Annotated in this window: 13 protein-coding genes; 2 read left to right on the top strand and 11 right to left on the bottom strand. The window is 72.5% G+C overall.

Annotated features, from left to right (window positions below; genetic code table 11):
* Nucleotides 1-81: 81 nt before the first annotated feature.
* Complete coding sequence (locus tag ACWGL3_RS22695; protein WP_267948390.1) at nucleotides 82-924, bottom strand: helix-turn-helix domain-containing protein; 843 nt, start codon at nucleotides 922-924, stop codon at nucleotides 82-84.
* A 442-nt stretch (nucleotides 925-1,366) separates the two neighbouring features.
* Here ACWGL3_RS22695 and ACWGL3_RS22690 point away from each other — a divergent pair, with 442 nt between their 5' ends.
* A complete protein-coding gene (locus tag ACWGL3_RS22690; RefSeq protein WP_267948389.1) occupies nucleotides 1,367-2,935 on the top strand; it encodes a glycerol-3-phosphate dehydrogenase/oxidase in 1,569 nt (522 codons plus the stop codon).
* 160 nt (nucleotides 2,936-3,095) lie between these two features.
* Here ACWGL3_RS22690 and ACWGL3_RS22685 read toward each other — a convergent pair whose 3' ends face one another.
* The 10 genes from ACWGL3_RS22685 to ACWGL3_RS22640 form a co-directional block, all read right to left on the bottom strand.
* Nucleotides 3,096-3,299: a cold-shock protein gene (locus ACWGL3_RS22685; protein WP_267948388.1), complete on the bottom strand. Its 204-nt coding sequence runs from the start codon at nucleotides 3,297-3,299 to the stop codon at nucleotides 3,096-3,098.
* A 686-nt stretch (nucleotides 3,300-3,985) separates the two neighbouring features.
* Nucleotides 3,986-4,894, bottom strand: coding sequence for an ABC transporter ATP-binding protein (locus ACWGL3_RS22680; RefSeq protein ID WP_267948387.1), 909 nt, complete (start codon nucleotides 4,892-4,894; stop codon nucleotides 3,986-3,988).
* Between the two features lie 8 nt (nucleotides 4,895-4,902).
* On the bottom strand, nucleotides 4,903-5,853 hold the full coding sequence (locus ACWGL3_RS22675) for an ABC transporter ATP-binding protein (RefSeq protein ID WP_267948386.1): 951 nt from the start codon (nucleotides 5,851-5,853) through the stop codon (nucleotides 4,903-4,905).
* On the bottom strand, nucleotides 5,853-6,755 hold the full coding sequence (locus tag ACWGL3_RS22670) for an ABC transporter permease (protein WP_267948385.1): 903 nt from the start codon (nucleotides 6,753-6,755) through the stop codon (nucleotides 5,853-5,855). The genes ACWGL3_RS22675 and ACWGL3_RS22670 overlap by 1 nt, the downstream gene beginning before the upstream one ends.
* A complete protein-coding gene (locus ACWGL3_RS22665; protein ID WP_267948384.1) occupies nucleotides 6,752-7,747 on the bottom strand; it encodes an ABC transporter permease in 996 nt (331 codons plus the stop codon). Before ACWGL3_RS22665 ends, ACWGL3_RS22670 begins: the two co-directional genes overlap by 4 nt.
* Nucleotides 7,748-7,927: 180 nt before the next feature.
* Nucleotides 7,928-9,634, bottom strand: coding sequence for an ABC transporter substrate-binding protein (locus ACWGL3_RS22660; protein ID WP_267948383.1), 1,707 nt, complete (start codon nucleotides 9,632-9,634; stop codon nucleotides 7,928-7,930).
* A 280-nt stretch (nucleotides 9,635-9,914) separates the two neighbouring features.
* Entirely contained in the window at nucleotides 9,915-10,934 is a 1,020-nt protein-coding gene (locus tag ACWGL3_RS22655) for a LacI family DNA-binding transcriptional regulator (protein ID WP_267948382.1), read from the bottom strand.
* 119 nt (nucleotides 10,935-11,053) lie between these two features.
* Nucleotides 11,054-11,935, bottom strand: coding sequence for an Fpg/Nei family DNA glycosylase (locus ACWGL3_RS22650; protein WP_267948381.1), 882 nt, complete (start codon nucleotides 11,933-11,935; stop codon nucleotides 11,054-11,056).
* A 100-nt stretch (nucleotides 11,936-12,035) separates the two neighbouring features.
* On the bottom strand, nucleotides 12,036-15,158 hold the full coding sequence (locus ACWGL3_RS22645) for a DNA helicase (RefSeq protein WP_431061482.1): 3,123 nt from the start codon (nucleotides 15,156-15,158) through the stop codon (nucleotides 12,036-12,038).
* Nucleotides 15,159-15,295: 137 nt separating this feature from the next.
* Nucleotides 15,296-16,750, bottom strand: coding sequence for a PucR family transcriptional regulator (locus ACWGL3_RS22640; protein ID WP_267948380.1), 1,455 nt, complete (start codon nucleotides 16,748-16,750; stop codon nucleotides 15,296-15,298).
* Between the two features lie 188 nt (nucleotides 16,751-16,938).
* On the opposite strand from ACWGL3_RS22640, the gene gabT reads away from it, so the two are divergent.
* Nucleotides 16,939-18,276 carry a 4-aminobutyrate--2-oxoglutarate transaminase gene (gene gabT / locus ACWGL3_RS22635; protein ID WP_267948379.1) on the top strand — a complete coding sequence of 446 codons (1,338 nt, stop codon included), beginning with the start codon at nucleotides 16,939-16,941 and terminating at the stop codon, nucleotides 18,274-18,276.
* Nucleotides 18,277-18,305 lie beyond the last annotated feature (29 nt).

Here is an 18,305-nt window from a genome sequence, read left to right as displayed (position 1 = left end):
GGGCGCCCCCGTCCGCGTCCGCCCGACCGCCCCACCGCCCCGGAGGACGGGAGCCGGTGCTCGGCACGCGGGCCCGACCTCCTAGGCCCCGAGGTGGACCTCACGGAGGTAGTCGAGGGTCTCCCCCGGGCGGAGGGCGACCAGTCGGAGGTGGTTGAGGATGTTCTGGTAGCGCACCACCTCGTCGGGCTCCTCCAGGTAGATGCCGTCGGTGTCGGTCTCCAGGTAGACGACCATCGGGTCGATGGGCTCGGGGAACTCCATGATCACGAAGGGGCCGCCGGCACCGGGGTTGAGCTTGGCCGCCAGGGTCATCTGGACGGTGACGTGGGGGCGCTCCGCCATCTCCACGATGTGCGCCACCTGGGCCCGCTTGGCGTCGGGGAAGTCCCGGAGCCTCAGCAGCGCCCCCTCGTCGAAGACCGCGTACAGCTCCGGCGGGTCCTCGTCGTCCAGAATGCGCTGGCGGGTCATCTTGGCGTCCGTCACCCTGCGGATGTCCTGGGGGTTGGCCATCCCGGCCAGGGCCGTCACCCGCATGTACTCGGGCACCTGGAGAAGGCCCGGCACGACGATCGGCTGCCAGGTGGTGATGGAGCTCGCCTCGGTCTCGAAGCCGACGTAGCGCGCGGCGAGGACGTCCCGGTAGCGGCTCCACCAGCCCCGTTCGAGGGCCTGGCGGCACAGGTTGAGGATCTCGTCGTACTCCTGGCCGGGCCCGACCCCGAAGGCGTCCAGGACGGCTCGGACCTCGCTGAGTCTGGGGCGCTTCTTCACGCCGGACTCGATGTTGGAGTAGGTGGACTTGGACAGGCCCGAGGCGGCGGCGGCCTCTTCGCTGGTCTTCCTCGCGGCCAGCCGCAGCCGCCGGAGTTCGGCGGAGAGGCGGCGGCGCCGGATCGTGGGTGAGTACCTGGTCGCCATGATGCCCCAATCGTAGGACTCGGGATGTCCCTCCGGTGGGGCAATCCGGGGAACCCGGGGTCCGAAACCGCGCCCGGCCCCGGAATCCCGCACCGGGCCCCGCGGGCCCGGTCCCGGAACCCCGCCCGCCGGCATCACACCCGTCCGGGCCCGGGCGCGACCGCCGTCCGGCGGGGCGCGCACGCGAACGGTCGCAAAGTATTCGACAATGCCGCACATCGATCACGAAGCGGGTTCACACAGTGGTCTCTGGTCACACCGGCAGCACGACGCCCCCGTCAGGACCGGCACGGGGCCGACGACACCCCGGACGGATGACCTCAGATCGTGCCGCCGTTCGGCATTGTCGTATTATGCAGGCGACACACGTCTGAAGGGTCTGAGCCCGTTCAGGCGCTTGCGGAGTCCCCGCCATCCCTCCGAACGGACGGAGCACCAGCCCATGACCACCAGCGCCCGCCAGAACGACACCTCCTCCGCCCGCTCCCGCACCCGGGACGAACTCTCCCGGGGAACCTTCGACCTCCTCGTCGTCGGCGGCGGCATCCTCGGCACGTCCGCCGCGTGGACCGCCACCCAGGCCGGGCTCCGGGTGGCCATGGTCGACTCCGGCGACTTCGCCGGGGCCACCTCCAGCGCCTCCTCCAAACTGGTGCACGGCGGACTGCGCTACCTCCAGACCGGCAACGTGCGCCTGGTCGCGGAGAACCACCGGGAGCGCCGCTCCCTCGCCTCCGACGTGGCCCCTCACCTGGTCAACCACATGCCGTTCCTGGTCCCCGTCTACTCGGGCGGGCCCCACGGCGCCGCGAAGATGGGCGCCGGGGTCTTCCTGTACTCGGCCCTGTCCGCGTTCGGCGACGGGATGGGCCGCCTGCTCTCCCCCGCCCAGGCCAAGCGCCTCGCGCCCGGACTGCGCACCGAGGGCCTGCGCTCGGTGGCCGCCTACAGCGACCACCAGATGAACGACAGCCGCATGGCCGTCATGACCGTGCGCGCCGCCGCCGACGCCGGCGCGGTGGTGCTCAACCACGCCGAGGTGGTGGGCCTGCGCACCACACGGGGCAGGGTCACCGGCGCCGACCTGCGCGACCGCGTCGGGGGCCACGAGTTCGGGATCGACGCCCGCCTGGTCCTCAACGCCACCGGGCCCTGGGTGGACGGCCTGCGGCGGATGGAGGACCCGGCGGCCGGGCCCAGCGTGCGCCTGTCCAAGGGCGCCCACCTGGTCCTGCGCACGCCCGAGCCGTGGCGCGCGGCGCTGACCATCCCCGTGGACCGGTACCGGGTCTCGTTCGCCATCCCGTGGGAGGGGAGGCTGCTGCTCGGCACCACCGACGAGGAGTACACCGGCGACCCGGCCGAGGTGGGGGTGGTCCCCTCCGACGTCGAGCAGATCCTGGGCGAGGCCGCGGTGGGCATCGACGCCCCCTACCTGGACGCCTCCCAGGTGACGTACTCCTTCGCCGGCCTGCGGGTGCTGCCGGGAGGCCCCGGCGGCACCAGCGCGGCCAAGCGGGAGACCGTGGTGAGCCAGGGGCGCGGCGGGATGCTGTCGGTGGCGGGCGGCAAGTGGACGACGTACCGACACATCGGCCGCACCGTCCTGGAGGAGCTGCGCAAGGTCTCGGCGGTGCCCCTGGGCGAGGACATGGTCGACCCGCTGCGCACCGTGCCGCTCCCCGGGCTGGCCAGCCCGGACGCGGTGACCCAGCGGCTCATCATCGACCGCGAGCCGGGCGCCCGCCTCGACCCGCTGGTCGCACGCCACCTGGCGTCGCACTACGGAAGCCTGGCGATGGACATCGCGGTCCTGGTCCGGGACCTCCCGGAGCTGGGCGAGCGCATCCACCCCGACGGGCCCGACATCTGGGCGCAGGTGGTCTTCGCGCGGGACCGCGAGTGGGCCGTGACCGTCGACGACGTGCTGCGCCGACGCACCACGGTGACCGTGCGCGGCCTGGACACCCCGGAGGTGCGCGAGCGCACGGAGGCGCTGCTCGCGGACTGACCCGCCTCGCGGCACCCCGTCGGCCGCCGTCCCCTCACGGGGGCGGCGGCCGGTCCCGTGAGGGGGCACGGGGCCCGGGACGGCTGTCCCGACCGGGCCCCGGACACGCGAACGCCCCGGAAGGCGGTGCCTTCCGGGGCGTCCTACGACGTTCTACGTCTTAGAGCGCGACGACGTTCTCGGCCTGCGGGCCGCGGGTGCCGGCGACGATCTCGAACTCCACGCGCTGGTTCTCCTCCAGGTTGCGGAAGCCGCTACCCTGGATGGCGCTGTAGTGAACGAAGGCGTCGGGGCCACCGTCGTCGGGGGAGATGAAGCCGAAGCCCTTCTCGCCGTTGAACCACTTCACAGTTCCCTGAGCCATGTTCTCTCCTTCAGCTCGGTGTACACGAACGCATACTCACGTCCGAGAATTGCCGCGAGCCGACTCCAAGAGAAACCGCCCGCCGGTCACAAACTCCGCGGGCAAGACACCAACTGCGAAATTCAACGACTAACAATCTTCACCGAACTTACCACAGCCCGGCCAGCTCGCGAAGGTTTTCGGTGTGGCAACTCGCACGGCCCCATCAGGAATACCGGCGGGCGGGGAGGGAACCGCGCGCGGCGGACCCCGTGGTCACGGGCGTGTCACGGCCTGTTCGCGGACCCGTCACCGCGATGTCGTTCCCGCACTTCAGCGCGGAGGGCTCCCGGGCGCTCCCCGCACCGGCCCGCCGCCGCCCCCTCGGCGCGGAGCCCCTCCGTGCGGTCTTCCGGAAGGCTCCGCACGCGCCCGGGGACCCCCGAGGAACGCCCCCCGGGGGGCACGATGCGGGGCCTGCGCGCGCCGACGACTTCGCGATCGCGCGCGTATGGGTGCGTATGGGCGCGCAGGAGAACGATCCCCACTGGTTTCGTAGGTGAATTCCGTTTTCGGCCGACGGAGTCGGAGACGGCGGCCGAAGAACCCCGCGGCTCCGGTGGGAGCGGCGCGCGTGCCCGACCGCCCCCACCACGTGCGCCGCCCCGGCCACGCACGGTCCGGGGCGGCGTGGCGGCGCGCACGGGCTACCCCTGGTCGATCCCGACGAAGTGTCCCTCCTCCACCTCGAGCAGCGGAGCGGACTCCTCGTCCGCCGCCACCGGGAGGACGACGTCCTCCGGCGGGTTCGCCGCCAGCTCCGCGTCGACCTCCGCCCAGGTGCGGTGCAGCTGCGGCACGCACGAGAGGAGGTGGCGGCTGTAGGGGTGGAGGGGGTTCTCGAACACCCTGAGCGTGGGACCCATCTCCGCGACGGCGCCCTTGCGCAGGATCACCGACTTGTCGCTGACGTAGTTGCCGAGCGACAGGTCGTGGGTCACGAACAGGATGCCGAGCCCGCGCTCCTTGAGGTCGCTGAGCAGGTTGAGCACGTCGATGCGCGTGGACGCGTCCAGCATGCTGATGATCTCGTCGGCCACCAGCAGCTTGATGTCCAGGAGCAGCGCCCGCGCGATCAGCACCCGCTGCAGCTGGCCGCCGCTGAGCTGGTGGGGGTACTTGCCCAGGACGTTTCCCGGGTCCAGTCGGACCGTGGCCAGCGCGGCCAGGACCCGGTCCCGCCAGTCCGCGTCCGAGACCCCCGGGAAGTAGGAGGTCCTGATCATCTCGAAGACGCGGTCGGCCTTGAAGATCGGGTTGAAGCAGCTGAACGGGTCCTGGAAGACCCCCTGCACCCTGCGGTAGTACTCCTTGCGCGCGGCGTGGCCCCGGATGGTGGTGATGTCGGTGCCGTCGAACGTGATCGTGCCGCCGGTCGGCCTGCTCAGGCCGAGCACCATCTTGCCGAGGGTGCTCTTGCCGCTGCCGCTCTCACCGATGAGCGAGACGACCTCGCCGGGCTCCACCGTCAGGCTGACGTCGCGCACCGCGCGCAGGCGGCCGCCGCCGAACGCGCCGACCCGGTACACCTTGTGCACATGGCTGAGTTCCAGCACGGTCTACCTCACCCCGTCTTCCAGCAGGCGGCCCAGTGGCCGGGTTCGATCTCCAGCAGCGGCGGCTGTTCGGAGCACTTGGAGAAGGCCATCGGGCAGCGGTCCTTGAACCGGCAGCCGGTCGGCGGGTTCAGCAGGCCGGGCGGCGTCCCGGGGATGCCCTCCAGGCGCCCCTGCTCCATGGTCGAGCCGACCTCGGGGAGAGCCGAGATGAGCATCTGGGTGTAGGGGTGGCGCGGCGCGTTGATGATGGTCTTCGCGGGGGCCTTCTCCGCGATGCGGCCCGCGTACATCACCATGATCGTGTCGGCCATCTGGTACACGAGCGAGATGTCGTGGGTCACGAACACCATGCTCTTGACGTACTCGCGGTCACGGAACTCCACGAGCGACTCGGCGACCGACCGCTGCGTCGACACGTCCAGCGCGGAGGTGACCTCGTCGGCGATGAGCAGCGACGGGTTGAGCAGCGTGGCCATCACCATGACGACGCGCTGCTTCATGCCGCCCGACAGCTCGATCGGGAACCGGTTCAGCACGTCCGCGTCGAGTCCGACCAGCTCCAGGCGCCGGGTGAGCTCCTGGGAGATGTCGGCCGGACGGACGCCGCGCGAGCGCAGCAGCTCGTTGATCATCCGCCCGATCTTGCGGGTGGGGTTGAGCGCGCTCATCGCGTACTGCGGGATGAGCGAGATCTCGTGGTAGCGGAGGGGCACCATCGCGTCGTCGTCCGCGATCGGCACGTCCTTGCCGTCCAGGTCGATGGTGCCGCCGACGTGGCGCATCCGCGAGTCCAGCCGGATCAGGCTCTTGCCGAGGGTGGTCTTGCCGCAGCCGGACTCCCCCGCCAGGCCCATGATCTCGCCGTCGGCGAGGTCGAACGTGACTCCGTCGAGGGCGTGGACGTCCCCGCGCAGGGTCTGGTAGTAGACCTTCAGGTCGTTGACGCGCAGGGTCATTACAGCTCCCGCAGCTTGGGGTTGAAGATTTCGTCCAACCCGACGTTGAGGATGTACAGCGAGCTCACGATCACCGTGATGCCGAGGCCCGGCGGAACGAACCACCACCACATCCCGAACTGCAGGGCGCTCCACGCGACGGCGCTCTCCAGCATCAGGCCGAGGGACACCCCGTCCGAGGGGCCGAGCCCGATGAAGTCGAGGCCCGCGGCGATGAGGATGGCGCCGCCGAACAGCAGGATGAAGGACATCACCAGGTAGGAGCTCATGTTCGGGGCGATCTCGGTGGTGATGATCTTCCCCGTGCGCCGGCCGCTGAGGCGGGCCAGGTCCACGTAGTCGCGGGTGGCCAGCGAGAGCGCCTGCGAGCGGACCGCGCGCGCCGCCCACGGCCAGGAGGTGAGGCCGATGAAGAGGCCCTGCACGAACACGCCTCGCGCGTCCAGGTAGGCGATCGCGACGATCAGCACGACCATCGCGGGCAGGACCAGGACCACGTTCGTGAGCATGTTGAGGATCTCGTCGACGATCCCGCCCTTGTAGCCGGCGATGAAGCCGACCGCCGTGCCGATGACGAACGCGACGCCGCCGCCGAACACGCCGATGAGGAACGTGGTGCGGACCCCGAACACGAACTGCGCCCAGATGTCCTGGCCGAAGGAGGTGGTGCCCAGCCAGAACTCGCCGCTGGGGGGCTGGCTCTGGGGGCCGACGTACTCGTTGGGCCCGTGGTCGACGAAGAGGGGGCCGATGAGGCCGAGCAGGAGGAACGCGAGGACGATGCCCAGGCCGATGAGCAGCTTGGGGTTGCGGCGGGCGTAGTGCAGTGTCTCGGAGCCCTTGCGCGGAGCCGCGGGTTCGGCTGCGGGCTGGGCTCCGGGCGCCCCGGCGACGTTGGTCATGACGAGCCTCCCGTCATCTGGACCCGGGTGCGCGGGTCAACCAGGACGTACACGATGTCGATGATGAAGTTGGCGATCAGCACCCCGACGACCACGAACAGGAAGATCCCCTGGAGCAGGAAGAAGTCCCGGCTGTTCAGCGACTGGATGATGAGGGTGCCGAGGCCGGGGTAGTTGAACACGATCTCGGTGAGCAGCGATCCGGCGATGATCGTGCCCAGCTGCACCGCGAGCCCGGTGATCTGGGGCAGCATCGCGTTGCGGAAGGCGTACTTGCGGACCAGCCTGCGCGGCGCGCCGAGGGCCTGGAGGTAGTTCGAGTAGTCCGCCTCCAGCTCGTAGATGATCATGTTCCGCATGCCGATCGCCCAGCCGCCCAGCGCCACGACGAACATGGACAGGAACGGCAGGAACCAGTGGCTGATCAGGTCGGAGATGAACAGCCAGGTGAACTCGGGCCGGAGGGAGAAGCTGTATCCGTTCGCGACCGGGAAGACCCCGGCGACGACGCCCAGGCTCCAGGCGAGCAGCAGGGCCAGCCACATGTAGGGCGTGGCGGTCAGGACGTACCCGAGCGGCAGGATCGTGTTGTCGAGGATCTTGCTCCGGGCGGCGAAGGCCCCGAAGTGGTTGCCGACGACCCAGCTGAGCAGGATCGCGGGGAGCAGCACTGCCAGGGTGAAGGGCACCGCACGCAGGATGACGTCGGTGACGGGTTCGGGGTAGAGCATCACGCTGACGCCCAGGTCGCCCCGGAGCAGGCCGCCCCAGAAGCTGAAGTACTGCTGGTACAGCGGTGTGTCGAGGCCGAAGACCTCGTTGTAGTAGGTGGTCATGCGCTCGAGCGCCTCGGGGTTGCCGACCGAGGCTCGCGCGAGCATGCTGCGGACGGGGTCGCCCGGCATGAAGCGCGGGATCATCCAGTTGATGGTGACCGCGATGACGAACGTAAGCAGGTAGACGAAGAGCTTACGGCCGATGTAGCGCCACACACGTTCCTCCAGGTGATGGCGGCGGACAGGCGGGGTCCCCGGAGGGGCACGGCAGCGGACCCGGGAAGGGGAAGGGGTCCGCCCCGTGCCCCTCGGGGGCTCCCCGGCCGGGCGCGTACGCCGTGCTCCGGCCGGGGTGGGGGGTCGACGGGTGCGCGGAGGAGAGTGTCCGCGTGCCCCCTAGCCGACCGGTTCGATCTCCGCGAGGGTGTAGATGGCGCCCATCTCGAGCCAGCCGTTCCAGAACGTCGCGGCGCTCTGCGGAGCGCCCTCCTGCTCGCTGGGCCAGTTGGTCCAGGTCTCGTTCGTGGACTGCGACCAGAGGCCGTTGTACCAGAGCGGGATGGCCGGGAGCTCGGCCAGCTGGATCTCCTGGATCTGCGAGGTGATCTCGGCCGCGCCCTCCACGTCGTCCGCGGGGACGGCGGCCAGCTGCTCGACGAGCTGCCACGCCTCCTCGTTCTCGTACCGCCCGAAGTTGACGGTGGTCTGCTGCTCGTTGACGGGCAGCTGGAAGAGGTAGTCGTAGTAGGTCCACGGCGTGTTGCTCATCGGACGCTCGTTGTTGATCACCAGGTCGAACTCGCCCGAGTTGCGGTTCTCGGACAGCAGGTCCTCTTCGGGGAACTGGGCCTCGATGTTGATGCCGACCGCCTGGGCGTGCCCCGCGATCAGCCGGGCGGCCTCCATCCAGTCGGTCCAGCCGGAGGGGACCTCCAGGGTGAGGGCGATGGGCTCGCCGTCGGGCGTCTCGACGTAGCCGTCGCCGTCCTCGTCCATGTAGCCGGCGTCCTCGAGGATCGCGACGGCCTCATCGGCGTCGAAGGTGAAGCCCTCCTGCTCGACCAGCTCCTGGTCGATGTACTCGTCCCACTCGGGCAGCAGGCCCGTCGGGCTGGCCGCCTGGACCAGGTCCGTGTAGGGGCCGGCGATGATCTGCTCCATGTCGATGGAGTGGGCCAGCGCCTGGCGGAAGGCCGCGTCGTCGAGCGGCGCGCGCGTGACGTTGGGGACCAGCCACGCGGTGTTCGCGCTCTTCATGTACGGCGGACCGTCGTAGAAGCTGGTGACGTTGGGGTTGCTGTTGAGGATCTGGTCGATCCCCGGGAGGAAGTTGTTCGAGAGGTCGATGTCCCCCTGGTTGATCATGTTCATCGTCACCTCGTTTGAGGCGTTGACGATGTCCACGATGTAGCGGGGCTGCATCTCCAGGTCGAGTGCCTCGGTGCCCCACCACTCGTCGTTGCGCTCCCAGACCATCCGGTCGTCGGTGTGCGACTCGTAGACGTAGGGGCCGGTGGCGACGATGTCCTCGTTGGCGCTGTCCGTGAGCGCCGTCTCCTCCATGTCGGCCCAGATGTGGGCGGGGAGGACGGGGTTGAGGTAGACCCAGTTCATCCACTCCTGGGGGCGGTTCTCCGAGAAGGTGACGGTCACCGTGCGCTCGTCGGTGGCCTCGGCGCTCTCGATGAAGTTCCAGATGTTGCTGTAGGAGACGGAGCCGAACTGGCCCAGCTCCAGGGTCGCGACGACGTCCTCGGCGACCAGGGGCTCGCCGTCCGACCAGGTGATCCCCTCGCGGAGGGTGATCTCGTGGACGTTCTCCGCGGTCCACTCGTCGCTCTCCGCGAGCCAGGGGACGTACTCGCCCTCGTTGGGGTCGTACAGGAAGAGCGTCTCGTAGGCCAGGCCGATCGTGCCGGGCGCGTACTGGCCCTTCATGAGCGGGTTCCAGCTGACCGGCGGACCCCATGCCGTACCCGTGGTGTACAGCGTCTCGCTCCGGGGGTACGACCCGGAGCCCTCCTCGTTCCCGCCGCCACCCGAGCACGCAGTGGCCGTGATGGCCAGTGCCGCGAGTGCCGCCGGAATCCGCAGACTTCTCATCCGGACTCCTCCTTGTCACCCGGTCGGCCTGTGGGGGGGCGCCCCTCCGGGAACCGGAGGGTTGGGAGCGCTCCCAGCAGAGGGAGCACAGGACCGTTGCTGAACCGGGTAAGTGAGGTTAACAACAACACGCCCACGGGAAGGCCGTCAATCCCCGACACTTCGCTGTTATTCGCTTGTAACAGCGAAGATGCGGGTACGTCAGTAAATTCACCCCTACTGAACCGGTTCCGCACAGGCGTTCACCGGCTCTCGGGCGACGGTCGGCCGCGCCGCACCGTCACGCCCCCATGGGGCCCGTGCTCGCCCTCGGGTACAGCTCGCCCCGCGAGGTCTCCTGGTTGCGCACCGGCCTGCCCTCGATCGCGTCGCCGAGCATGGCCGCCGCGAGGCGGCCGTAGGAGACGATGTCACGGGCGATCGCGGTCAGCGAGGGCCGCACCAGTCGGCACAGGACGGAGTCGTCCCACGCCACGATCGACAGCTGGGAGGGCACGCCGACCCCCATCTCCCGCGCCACGCCGAGGCCGGCCACGGCCATGAGGTCGTTGTCGTAGACCAGGGCGGTCGGGCGGTCCGTCCGTGCCAGCAGCCTGCGCGTGGTCCGCGTCCCGGCCTCGCCGGTGTAGTCGGCGTGCACCGAGTACGCCTCCGCCAGGCCCGCCTGCTCCGCCGCGTCCAGGAACGCCGCGGTCCTCGCCCTGGTGTGCACGAACTCCTCCGGGCCCGCCACCCGCACGATGCGCCGGTGCCCCAGCGCCGCCAGGTAGTGGACGACCTCGCGCATGGCCACGGAGTCGTCGGTGTAGAGGCACGGGAGCGAGCCCGCCCCCTCGGGGCCGCCCAGGACGACCGCGGGCAGCGGCAGGCCCTCCACGAGGCCGATCCGGGGGTCGTCCACCCGCAGGTCGACCATGATCACGCCGTCGACCCGGCGCTCCGCCGACCAGCGCCGGTAGGCCGCGGTCTCGGCGCCCATGTCCTCGGTGACCTGGAGGAGCAGGTCGTTGTTGGAGGAGGCCAGTTCCGTCTCGATGCCGGAGACCAGCTGCATGAAGAAGGGTTCGAGCCCCAGCGAGTGCGCCGGGCGGTCGACCACCAGGCCGATCGCCCCTATCCGACCGCCCGGCGAGAGCGCCCGCGCGGGACTGCTCGGGGCCCAGCCCATGTCGCTGGCGATCGCCAGGATACGCCGACGGGTCTCCTCGGAGACCCCGGGCCGCCCGTTGAGCGCGTACGAGACCGCCCCCTTGGACACCCCGGCGGCCTTGGCGATGTCCACGATCGTCGGACGCCGCATCAACCCCCCCATTCGCCCCCCTGATCACAGAAACTGAACCGGTTAAGCAGACGGCTAGGGAGTGTACTGCATGGCCTGTCGGCGTCCAGATCCCCTCGGCGGCCGGGGCCGGGAGCGGGTCAGCCCCGCTGACATCCCGGGCACCAGTAGAGGGTGCGTCCGGCCAGCTCGGACGCGGCGACGGGCGAGGAGCACACGCGGCACGGCTCGCCGGTCCGGTAGCAGACGTACAGCGTGTCCGGCCTGGGCACGGGACGCGCGTCGGGATCGGGCCGGTCCTCGGGGCGGGTGGTGATGATGTAGCCGTCGCGCACCCCGTCGCGGAGCAGGCCGGCGAGATCCTCCCACAGCGCCGCCCACTGCCCGGCGGTCAGTTCGCGGCCCGGCGTCGCCGGGTCGATCCCCGCCCTGAAGAGCGACTCGGCCCGGTAGATGTTGCCGATCCCCGCGATGACGTCCTGGCGCATGAGCAGCGCCGCGATGCTGGTCCTGGAACGGCTGACCGTACGCCAGGCACGTTCGGGGTCGGCGTCGTCGCGCAGGGGGTCGGGGCCGAGCCGGTCCTGGACGGCCTGCTTCTCGTCCTCCGTGACGACCTCGCAGGCGGAGGGGCCGCGCAGGTCGGCCCACCCGGAGGCGTTGACGAGCCGGGCGCGCACCGCGCCGACGGGTGCCGGCGGCACGACCAGCCCGTCCCCGTCCCGGACGAGGGGGGCGAGGTCGGCGCCCCGCGCGCGGGGCGCGCCGAGGTGGCGTTCGCCGTCCGCGTCACCGAAGGTCCACGCCCCGTACAGGCCCAGGTGCACCCGCAGCCACTCACCCGAGTCGAACCCGAGGAAGAGGTGCTTGCCGTGGGCCTCGCTCTCCGTGAGGACGCGGCCGTCCACCCGCGCGGCACCCTCCGCGAAGCGGCCCTGGGGGCTGGTGGCGCGTACCGTCCCGCCGCCGAAGGCCTTCTCGAAGTGCGCCGCCAGTCGGTGCAGCGTGTGACCCTCGGGCACCGGTGTTCCCCTCTCCCCTCCGCCCGGCGGGCACGCGGATCCTCCGCGTTCCGGGCGTTCCGTCCCAGGGTAGTGCGGCGCGCAGGCCGCCCGGGGCCGGTCAGCAGGCGGCGAGGATCTCCCCGACGAGGGCGCCGGGGTCGGCCAGGCAGCGCCAGGCCGGAACCACCACCACGGGGTCCCCGGTCGCCCGGTTGAGCGCCTCTCCCCTGGCCAGCAGGTGGCGCAGGGCCCTGCCGTCGGGCTCGCGGTCGAGCAGGAGCAGCAGGCGGCGCGAGCCGAACCGGACCACCATGTCGGCCGTCCACCCCTCGACGGTCTGCTGGAGCACGACCCCCGTGCCGACGGCCCGCAGCTCCTCCACCAGCACGGTGGCAGCCGGGTCCGCGCCGACCACGCAGGTGCCCGTGACCATGGCGTCCAGGTCGCCCAGCGGGCCGTCGTCCCCCGACCAGTATCCCCGGTCGCCCACCACGAGGAGCCGCTGCCGGGTCCGGGTGAGCACCGAGGACCACAGGTGGCCCATACCGCGGACCCGGCGCTCGGCGGCCGCGGGCGCGCCGGCGGCGAGCACCGGCGAGAGCACGGTGACGTCCGCGGCGGCACGGTCGCTGTCCAGGAGTTCCGGCCCTCCGACCCTCACCTCGTGCAGCAGGGCGCGCCGGCTAAGCAGCCGGCGGATCAGGGCGACCTGGGGCTGGGTCGGCGCGACCACCGCGACCACCCGCCCCGGGGGCAGGCGGTCGTCGACCTCCCCCACCACCACCGCCACGCGGTACGCCTCGTCGCGGTTGACGAAGGACGCGCCCGGCACCGCCTCGCAGGATCCGGCGACGTCGCGCCACTCGAACGGCGGACCGCAGCGCGGGTCGGGGTCGGTGCGCACCACGATCCTTCCGCCGTAGCAGTGCCGGGACGCGGCCCCGGCGAGCAGGGGCGGGGCGCCGTCGTGCTCGTCCAGCCACAGCATGGCCGGTGCGGCCCGGCGGAGGGCGCGCATCGCGGAACCCGAACCGTGGCGCAGCCCGCGGGCGTCCAGCTGGTCGGGCGCCAGGCCCGCGGCGGCCAGGGCCCGGCGCTCCTCGTCGGGCTCCAGGACCGTGGTCGGCCCGGGGTACGCCGGGTCCCCGAACACCACGGCCCGGCCGGCCCTGTAGAGCGCCGGCAGCAGCTCGGCGACCCGGGTGCGCTCCGCGCCGAGGACGACGACCAGGTCGAACAGGCCCGCCTGCGGCGGCAGGGCCCTGACCTGGTCGGTGCGGCAGGTCCACGCGGGCAGGGCGTCCAACAGGCTGGCGACCCCGGGCCACCCGTTGCCGTGGTGCCAGTCGAGGGTCTCCAGCCGGTTCTCGACGGCCGCCCGGCCGCGCCGCAGGCGGGGTCCGGAGACGGACCGAAGGCAGGCGGCGCTGGACCTGCGGTGCCGGGCGAGGGCGTCGGCCAGCTCGGAGGTGAGCTCTCCCAGGGGCGCGCACCGGGTGCGCCGGTCGACGGCGGAGCGCCACTCGCTCTCCATCCGGGCGACCGCTCCCAGGCGGTCGAGGTTGTCGGGGTCGGTGCTGACGCCCAGTTCGCGGCGGATGGCGCCGCGGTGCTGGCAGCCGACGAGACCGCCCGCACGGGCGCGCTCGGTCCGGTGCAGCCAGTACTCGGGGCCCCCGCGCTCGGGGGTGAAGAGGGCGTCGGGGTCCCAGCCCCGGGCGATGCCGCGTCCGCGCTCCTCCGCGAGCTGGGCGAGGGCGTACCCGCCGGAGGCCATGGTGTCCATGTCCCTCCAGGCCCCGCGGACCCGGGCCCAGTCCTCGGCGAGGGCGGCCCAGTGGGCGGCGGGGTCCTCCCCGGCGGAGCCGGGGCCGGAGGCGGGCAGGCCGCCGGCCTGCTCGGCGAGGAGCCTGGTGAGCATGCGGGCCTCTTCGGCGCGGTGCCCGCGTCCGCCGACGCGCACCACGGGGTGCGCGGGAGAGGTGTCGGCCCTGGCCGCGGTCTCGTCGATGTCGGTCTCCGTCCTCCCGCAGACCAGGACGCGCTGGCCGTTGCTGACGGCGGTGCGGACGATGGCGTCCACCAGGTCGTGGGCGCCGCTCCCGGGCGGGGCGGCGGCCACGGTGATCTGCTCGCTCATGGCGGCGCGCAGGATCGCGTACTGGGCCTGGTCGAGCGGGGTGGCGGAGACCGGGACGGTGGCGTCGTCCGCGCCGTCCGCCTCCGCGGTGTCGCGGGCGGCGCGGCGGGCTGCGGCCCGCCCTCCCCTGAAGAGCCGCCCCGGGGCGTCGGCGGGGTCGGGCCCGGCCCTGCGCCCGGCGGACGGCTGCCCGAGCAGGGGCTCCAGCGCGGTCCCGGTGACGGCGTCGGGGTCGAGGCCGGCGCGGTCGGAGGGATCGAGGTCGGCGAGGACGCCCTCGACCGTCCCGGGTTCGGCGCCCTCGGCCTCGGCCTGCCCGCTGGGCCCGGCCAGGAAGACCACGGCGACGTTGTGCGCCCCTCCCTCGACGGTGCGCGGGGCGCCCCGGGTGGCTAGGGGGTCGATGTCGTCGACCCGTTCGATCTCCAGGCGGGTGAGGAGGCCCCGGACCTTGGCGGCGAGGTCGGCGACCGCGGCGGGGCGGCGCGCGGGGTCGGGGGCGCCGGACCTCAGCCGCGCGCGGAGCTCGAACAGGTCCTCGGGGTCGGTGATGCCCAGGCGTGTCAGGAGGCCGGTGTTGACGTCGGGCGGCCCCACGGCCCTGACCAGGGGCACGTCCGGTTCGCGGCGGCTCTCGTCGATGTCGTCCACGACCCGCACGTCGACGGTCAGCAGGGGCAGCGCGACCCGGTTCCCGCCCTCGCGGAGGACGACGAGCGGGTACCCGTAGCGCAGCGCCTGCCCCCGGCGCCGGCCCAGGCGCAGGACCCTGGCGGCCTCCGGGTGGGGCGGGAGGGTCTCCCCCGCCCCGCTGAACAGGACCTCGGGTCCCTCCGGGAGGCAGGCGCAGGTGTCGGAGTCGAGGCTGTCGGCTCTGACGGCGTGGGTGTGCACGGCCTCGCGGCGCACGCAGGCGCGCAGGTAGGCGAGGAGGGAGCGCACCTCGGAGCGGTCGATGGGCGGCTTCCAGCGGAGCGAGGCGGCGCCGACCCCCGTCCGGCCGGCCGGTCCTTGGACGGGGGCGGCGCCGGGGATCCCCGTCACCCTTCCCGGACCGATCCCCTCGTCGATCTCCTGCGCGTCGTCCCGTAGTGACCTCACGTCGCCCCCCGCACCCCGCCCGTGTGATCAAGCGGTTACACGCTGCTATCGGGGTCCATTGTGGAGGATGGAGCAACCCCGGATCCCGGGAACGCGGGAACCCGCCCGATTTTCACCGTGCGCGGCGTCGGCCGGGCCTACCGGCCGGGAACGCCGCGGAGGCGGAGGGCGATCCAGAGCTCGGCGCGGTGGTCGGGGTCGTCCAGGTCGCCGGGGAGCAGCTCGCGGATGCGGTTCATCCGGTAGCGGAGCGTGTGGCGGTGGACGCCGAGGGCCTCCGCGGCCGCGTCCCAGCGGCCCGACGCGGCGAGGTAGGCGCGCAGCGAGGAGAGGAGCTCGGCGGCGGCCCGCTCCCGGAGGAGCGGCGCGAGCAGGTCGCCGGCCATGCGCGCCCCGGCGGGGCTGTCCGCCAGGCCGAGCAGCCCGCCGGGCAGGTCGCCGGCACGGACGATCCGCTCCCCGGGGCCCCGCGCGGCGGCGGCCTCCAGCGCGCGCTCCGCCTGGGAGAGCGCCGGGGCGAGGTCGCCGTAGGCCGCCGGCTCGCTCACCCCCACCGGCCCCTCCAGGACCTCCCGGAGCACGTCCTCGCCGATCTCCGAGCCCGCCAGCAGGAGCGCGTTCCCGCCGATCTCGGTGACCAGGACCCCCTCCGGGGGGTGCGCCGGACCTGCCCCTCCGGCGGCGGCCACCACGACCGGAGGGGCCGGAAGCGTCTCCCGCAGCCGCTCCGCCCCCGGGTGGAGCGGGTCCAGCGCGCCGGTGAGCAGTGCGGCGAGCACCCCCTCGTGCACCCGCGCGGTACGGCTGTGCGCGGTGCGCTCCAGTTCCAGGGAGAGCAGCGACACCGCGGCATTGACCAGGGTGCGCTCGTCGGGGCCCAGCACGCCGCCGGTGCCCACGACCAGGAAGCCGCGGACCTGGCGGCCCGTCGCCAGGGGTTGGGCGGACACCTGCTCCCCGACGGAGGTCAGGGACACGCTCGCGCGCATGCCCGCGTCCCGCAGCCGGTCGAGCTCGGGCCCCAGGCCCGTCGCGCGTCCGGCCGCCGACGCGGGCGCGGCGTGGCGGACCGAGCCGTCCGCGGACAGCAGCAGCACCCAGGCCCCGAGGTCGCGGGCCAGGAGGTCCACGATCGCCGGAGCCCCCGTGAGGGCGGCGCGGGTGAGCCCCCGCTGTGCGGCGAAGGCCCGGCTGAGGCCTTCGTACTCCTCCTTGGCCAGGAGGCGGGAGACCTCCTTGCCGACCGCGATGAAGGGGGTCTCCCTGCCGACCTCGACCAGGGCGAGCCCGTACTCGTCCGCGGCCCCGCGGAGCTGTTCGGGGGTCTCCTCCAGGACCACGCCGACGGCGAAGCCCAGCGCGGTGATCCCGCGCTCGGCCAGGCGCCGCGTGTAGTCGCGCAGGTCGGGGACCCCGCCCGCCCAGCGCACACCGGTGGTGAGGAGGAGCTCGCCGCCCTCCAGGTAGGGGGTGGGGTCCTCCAGCTCGCTGACGGCGACCCACTCCACGCGCCGGTCCTGGTTCTCCTGTCCCGCGAGCAGGCTCAGCCGCAGGTGCGGCGTCCGCAGCAGGGCTCCCAGAGTCGGGGGCATCCCTGTCTCCCTCCAGACGTGTCCGTCGTCCGAACCCCGCCGCAGTGGCGCAAGGCCCTCCACCGATTATCCACTGTGTCCATGCACACTCCGCCCCGGTCGTCCTAGTGTCAGGCGAGTCGGGGAGCCCACCCCCGGCCGGCCCACATCCGTTCCGCCCCGTGCCCACCGCAGAAGGAGGCAGCCGCATGGCAGCGACCCAGGTCGTCCAGTCCCGCCGGATCGTCACCGAGATCCCCGGCCCCAAGTCCCGCGCCATCCAGGAGCGCCGCAGCTCGGCCGTCGCCCAGGGCGTCGGCAGCGTCCTGCCCGTCTACGTCGAGCGCGCGGGCGGCGGCATCGTCGAGGACGTCGACGGCAACGCCCTCATCGACTTCGGGTCCGGCATCGCCGTGACCAACGTCGGCAACGCCGACCCCCGGGTGGTGGAGCGCGCCGCCGAGCAGCTCGCCCGGTTCACCCACACCTGTTTCATGGTGAACCCGTACGAGGCGTACGTGGACGTGTGCGAGGCCCTCAACCGGATCACCCCGGGGGACCACGAGAAGCGGTCCATCCTCCTCAACTCCGGGGCCGAGGCCGTCGAGAACGCGGTGAAGATCGCCCGCAGCGCGACCGGCCGCCAGGCCGTCGTGGTGTTCGACCACGCCTACCACGGCCGCACCAACCTCACCATGGGGCTGACCGCGAAGAACATGCCCTACAAGCAGGGCTTCGGGCCGTTCGCGGGCGAGATCCACCGCATGCCCATGGCCTACCCGTACCGCTGGCCGACCGGTCCGGAGAACTGCGGCCCCGAGGCCGCCGCCATGGTCGTCGACCAGATCACCAAGCAGATCGGCGCCCGCAACGTCGCGGCCGTGGTGATCGAGCCGATCCAGGGCGAGGGCGGTTTCATCGAGCCGGCGCCGGGCTTCCTGCCCGCGGTGGCCGAGTTCTGCCGCGCCAACGGGATCGTGTTCGTCGCGGACGAGGTGCAGACCGGCTTCGCGCGCACCGGCGACATGTTCGCCTGCGACCACGAGGGCGTCGTCCCGGACCTGATCACGACGGCCAAGGGCATCGCGGGCGGCCTCCCGCTGGCCGCGGTGACCGGCCGCGCCGAGCTCATGGACGCCGTGCACAGCGGGGGCCTCGGCGGCACCTACGGCGGCAACCCCGCCGCGTGCGCGGCGGCCCTGGCGGCGCTCGACGCGATCGGGTCCGACGACCTGGTCGGGCGCGCCCGGGAGATCGGCGAGCTGATGCTGGGGCGCCTGCGCGAGCTGGCCTCCCGGCACGACGTGATCGGCGACGTGCGCGGCCGCGGCGCGATGATCGCGATCGAGCTGGTCGCGGGCGAGGACAAGGCCCCCGCCCCCGAGGCGCTCGCCAAGGTCCTGGCGCACTGCCACTCCCAGGGGCTGATCCTGCTGAGCGCGGGCACCTACGGCAACGTGATCCGCATGCTGCCGCCGCTGGTCATCGGCGACGACCTCCTGCACGAGGGTCTGGACATCCTGGCCGAGGCGTTCGGCCGCCTCTGACCGGTCCCCGGCGGCGCCGGGCCCCTGTC

The sequence above is a fragment of the Nocardiopsis sp. NPDC055824 genome, assembly GCF_053616335.1.
Note: the sequence above shows the minus strand (reverse complement) of the source record. Positions and strands in the feature narration are given on the sequence as shown.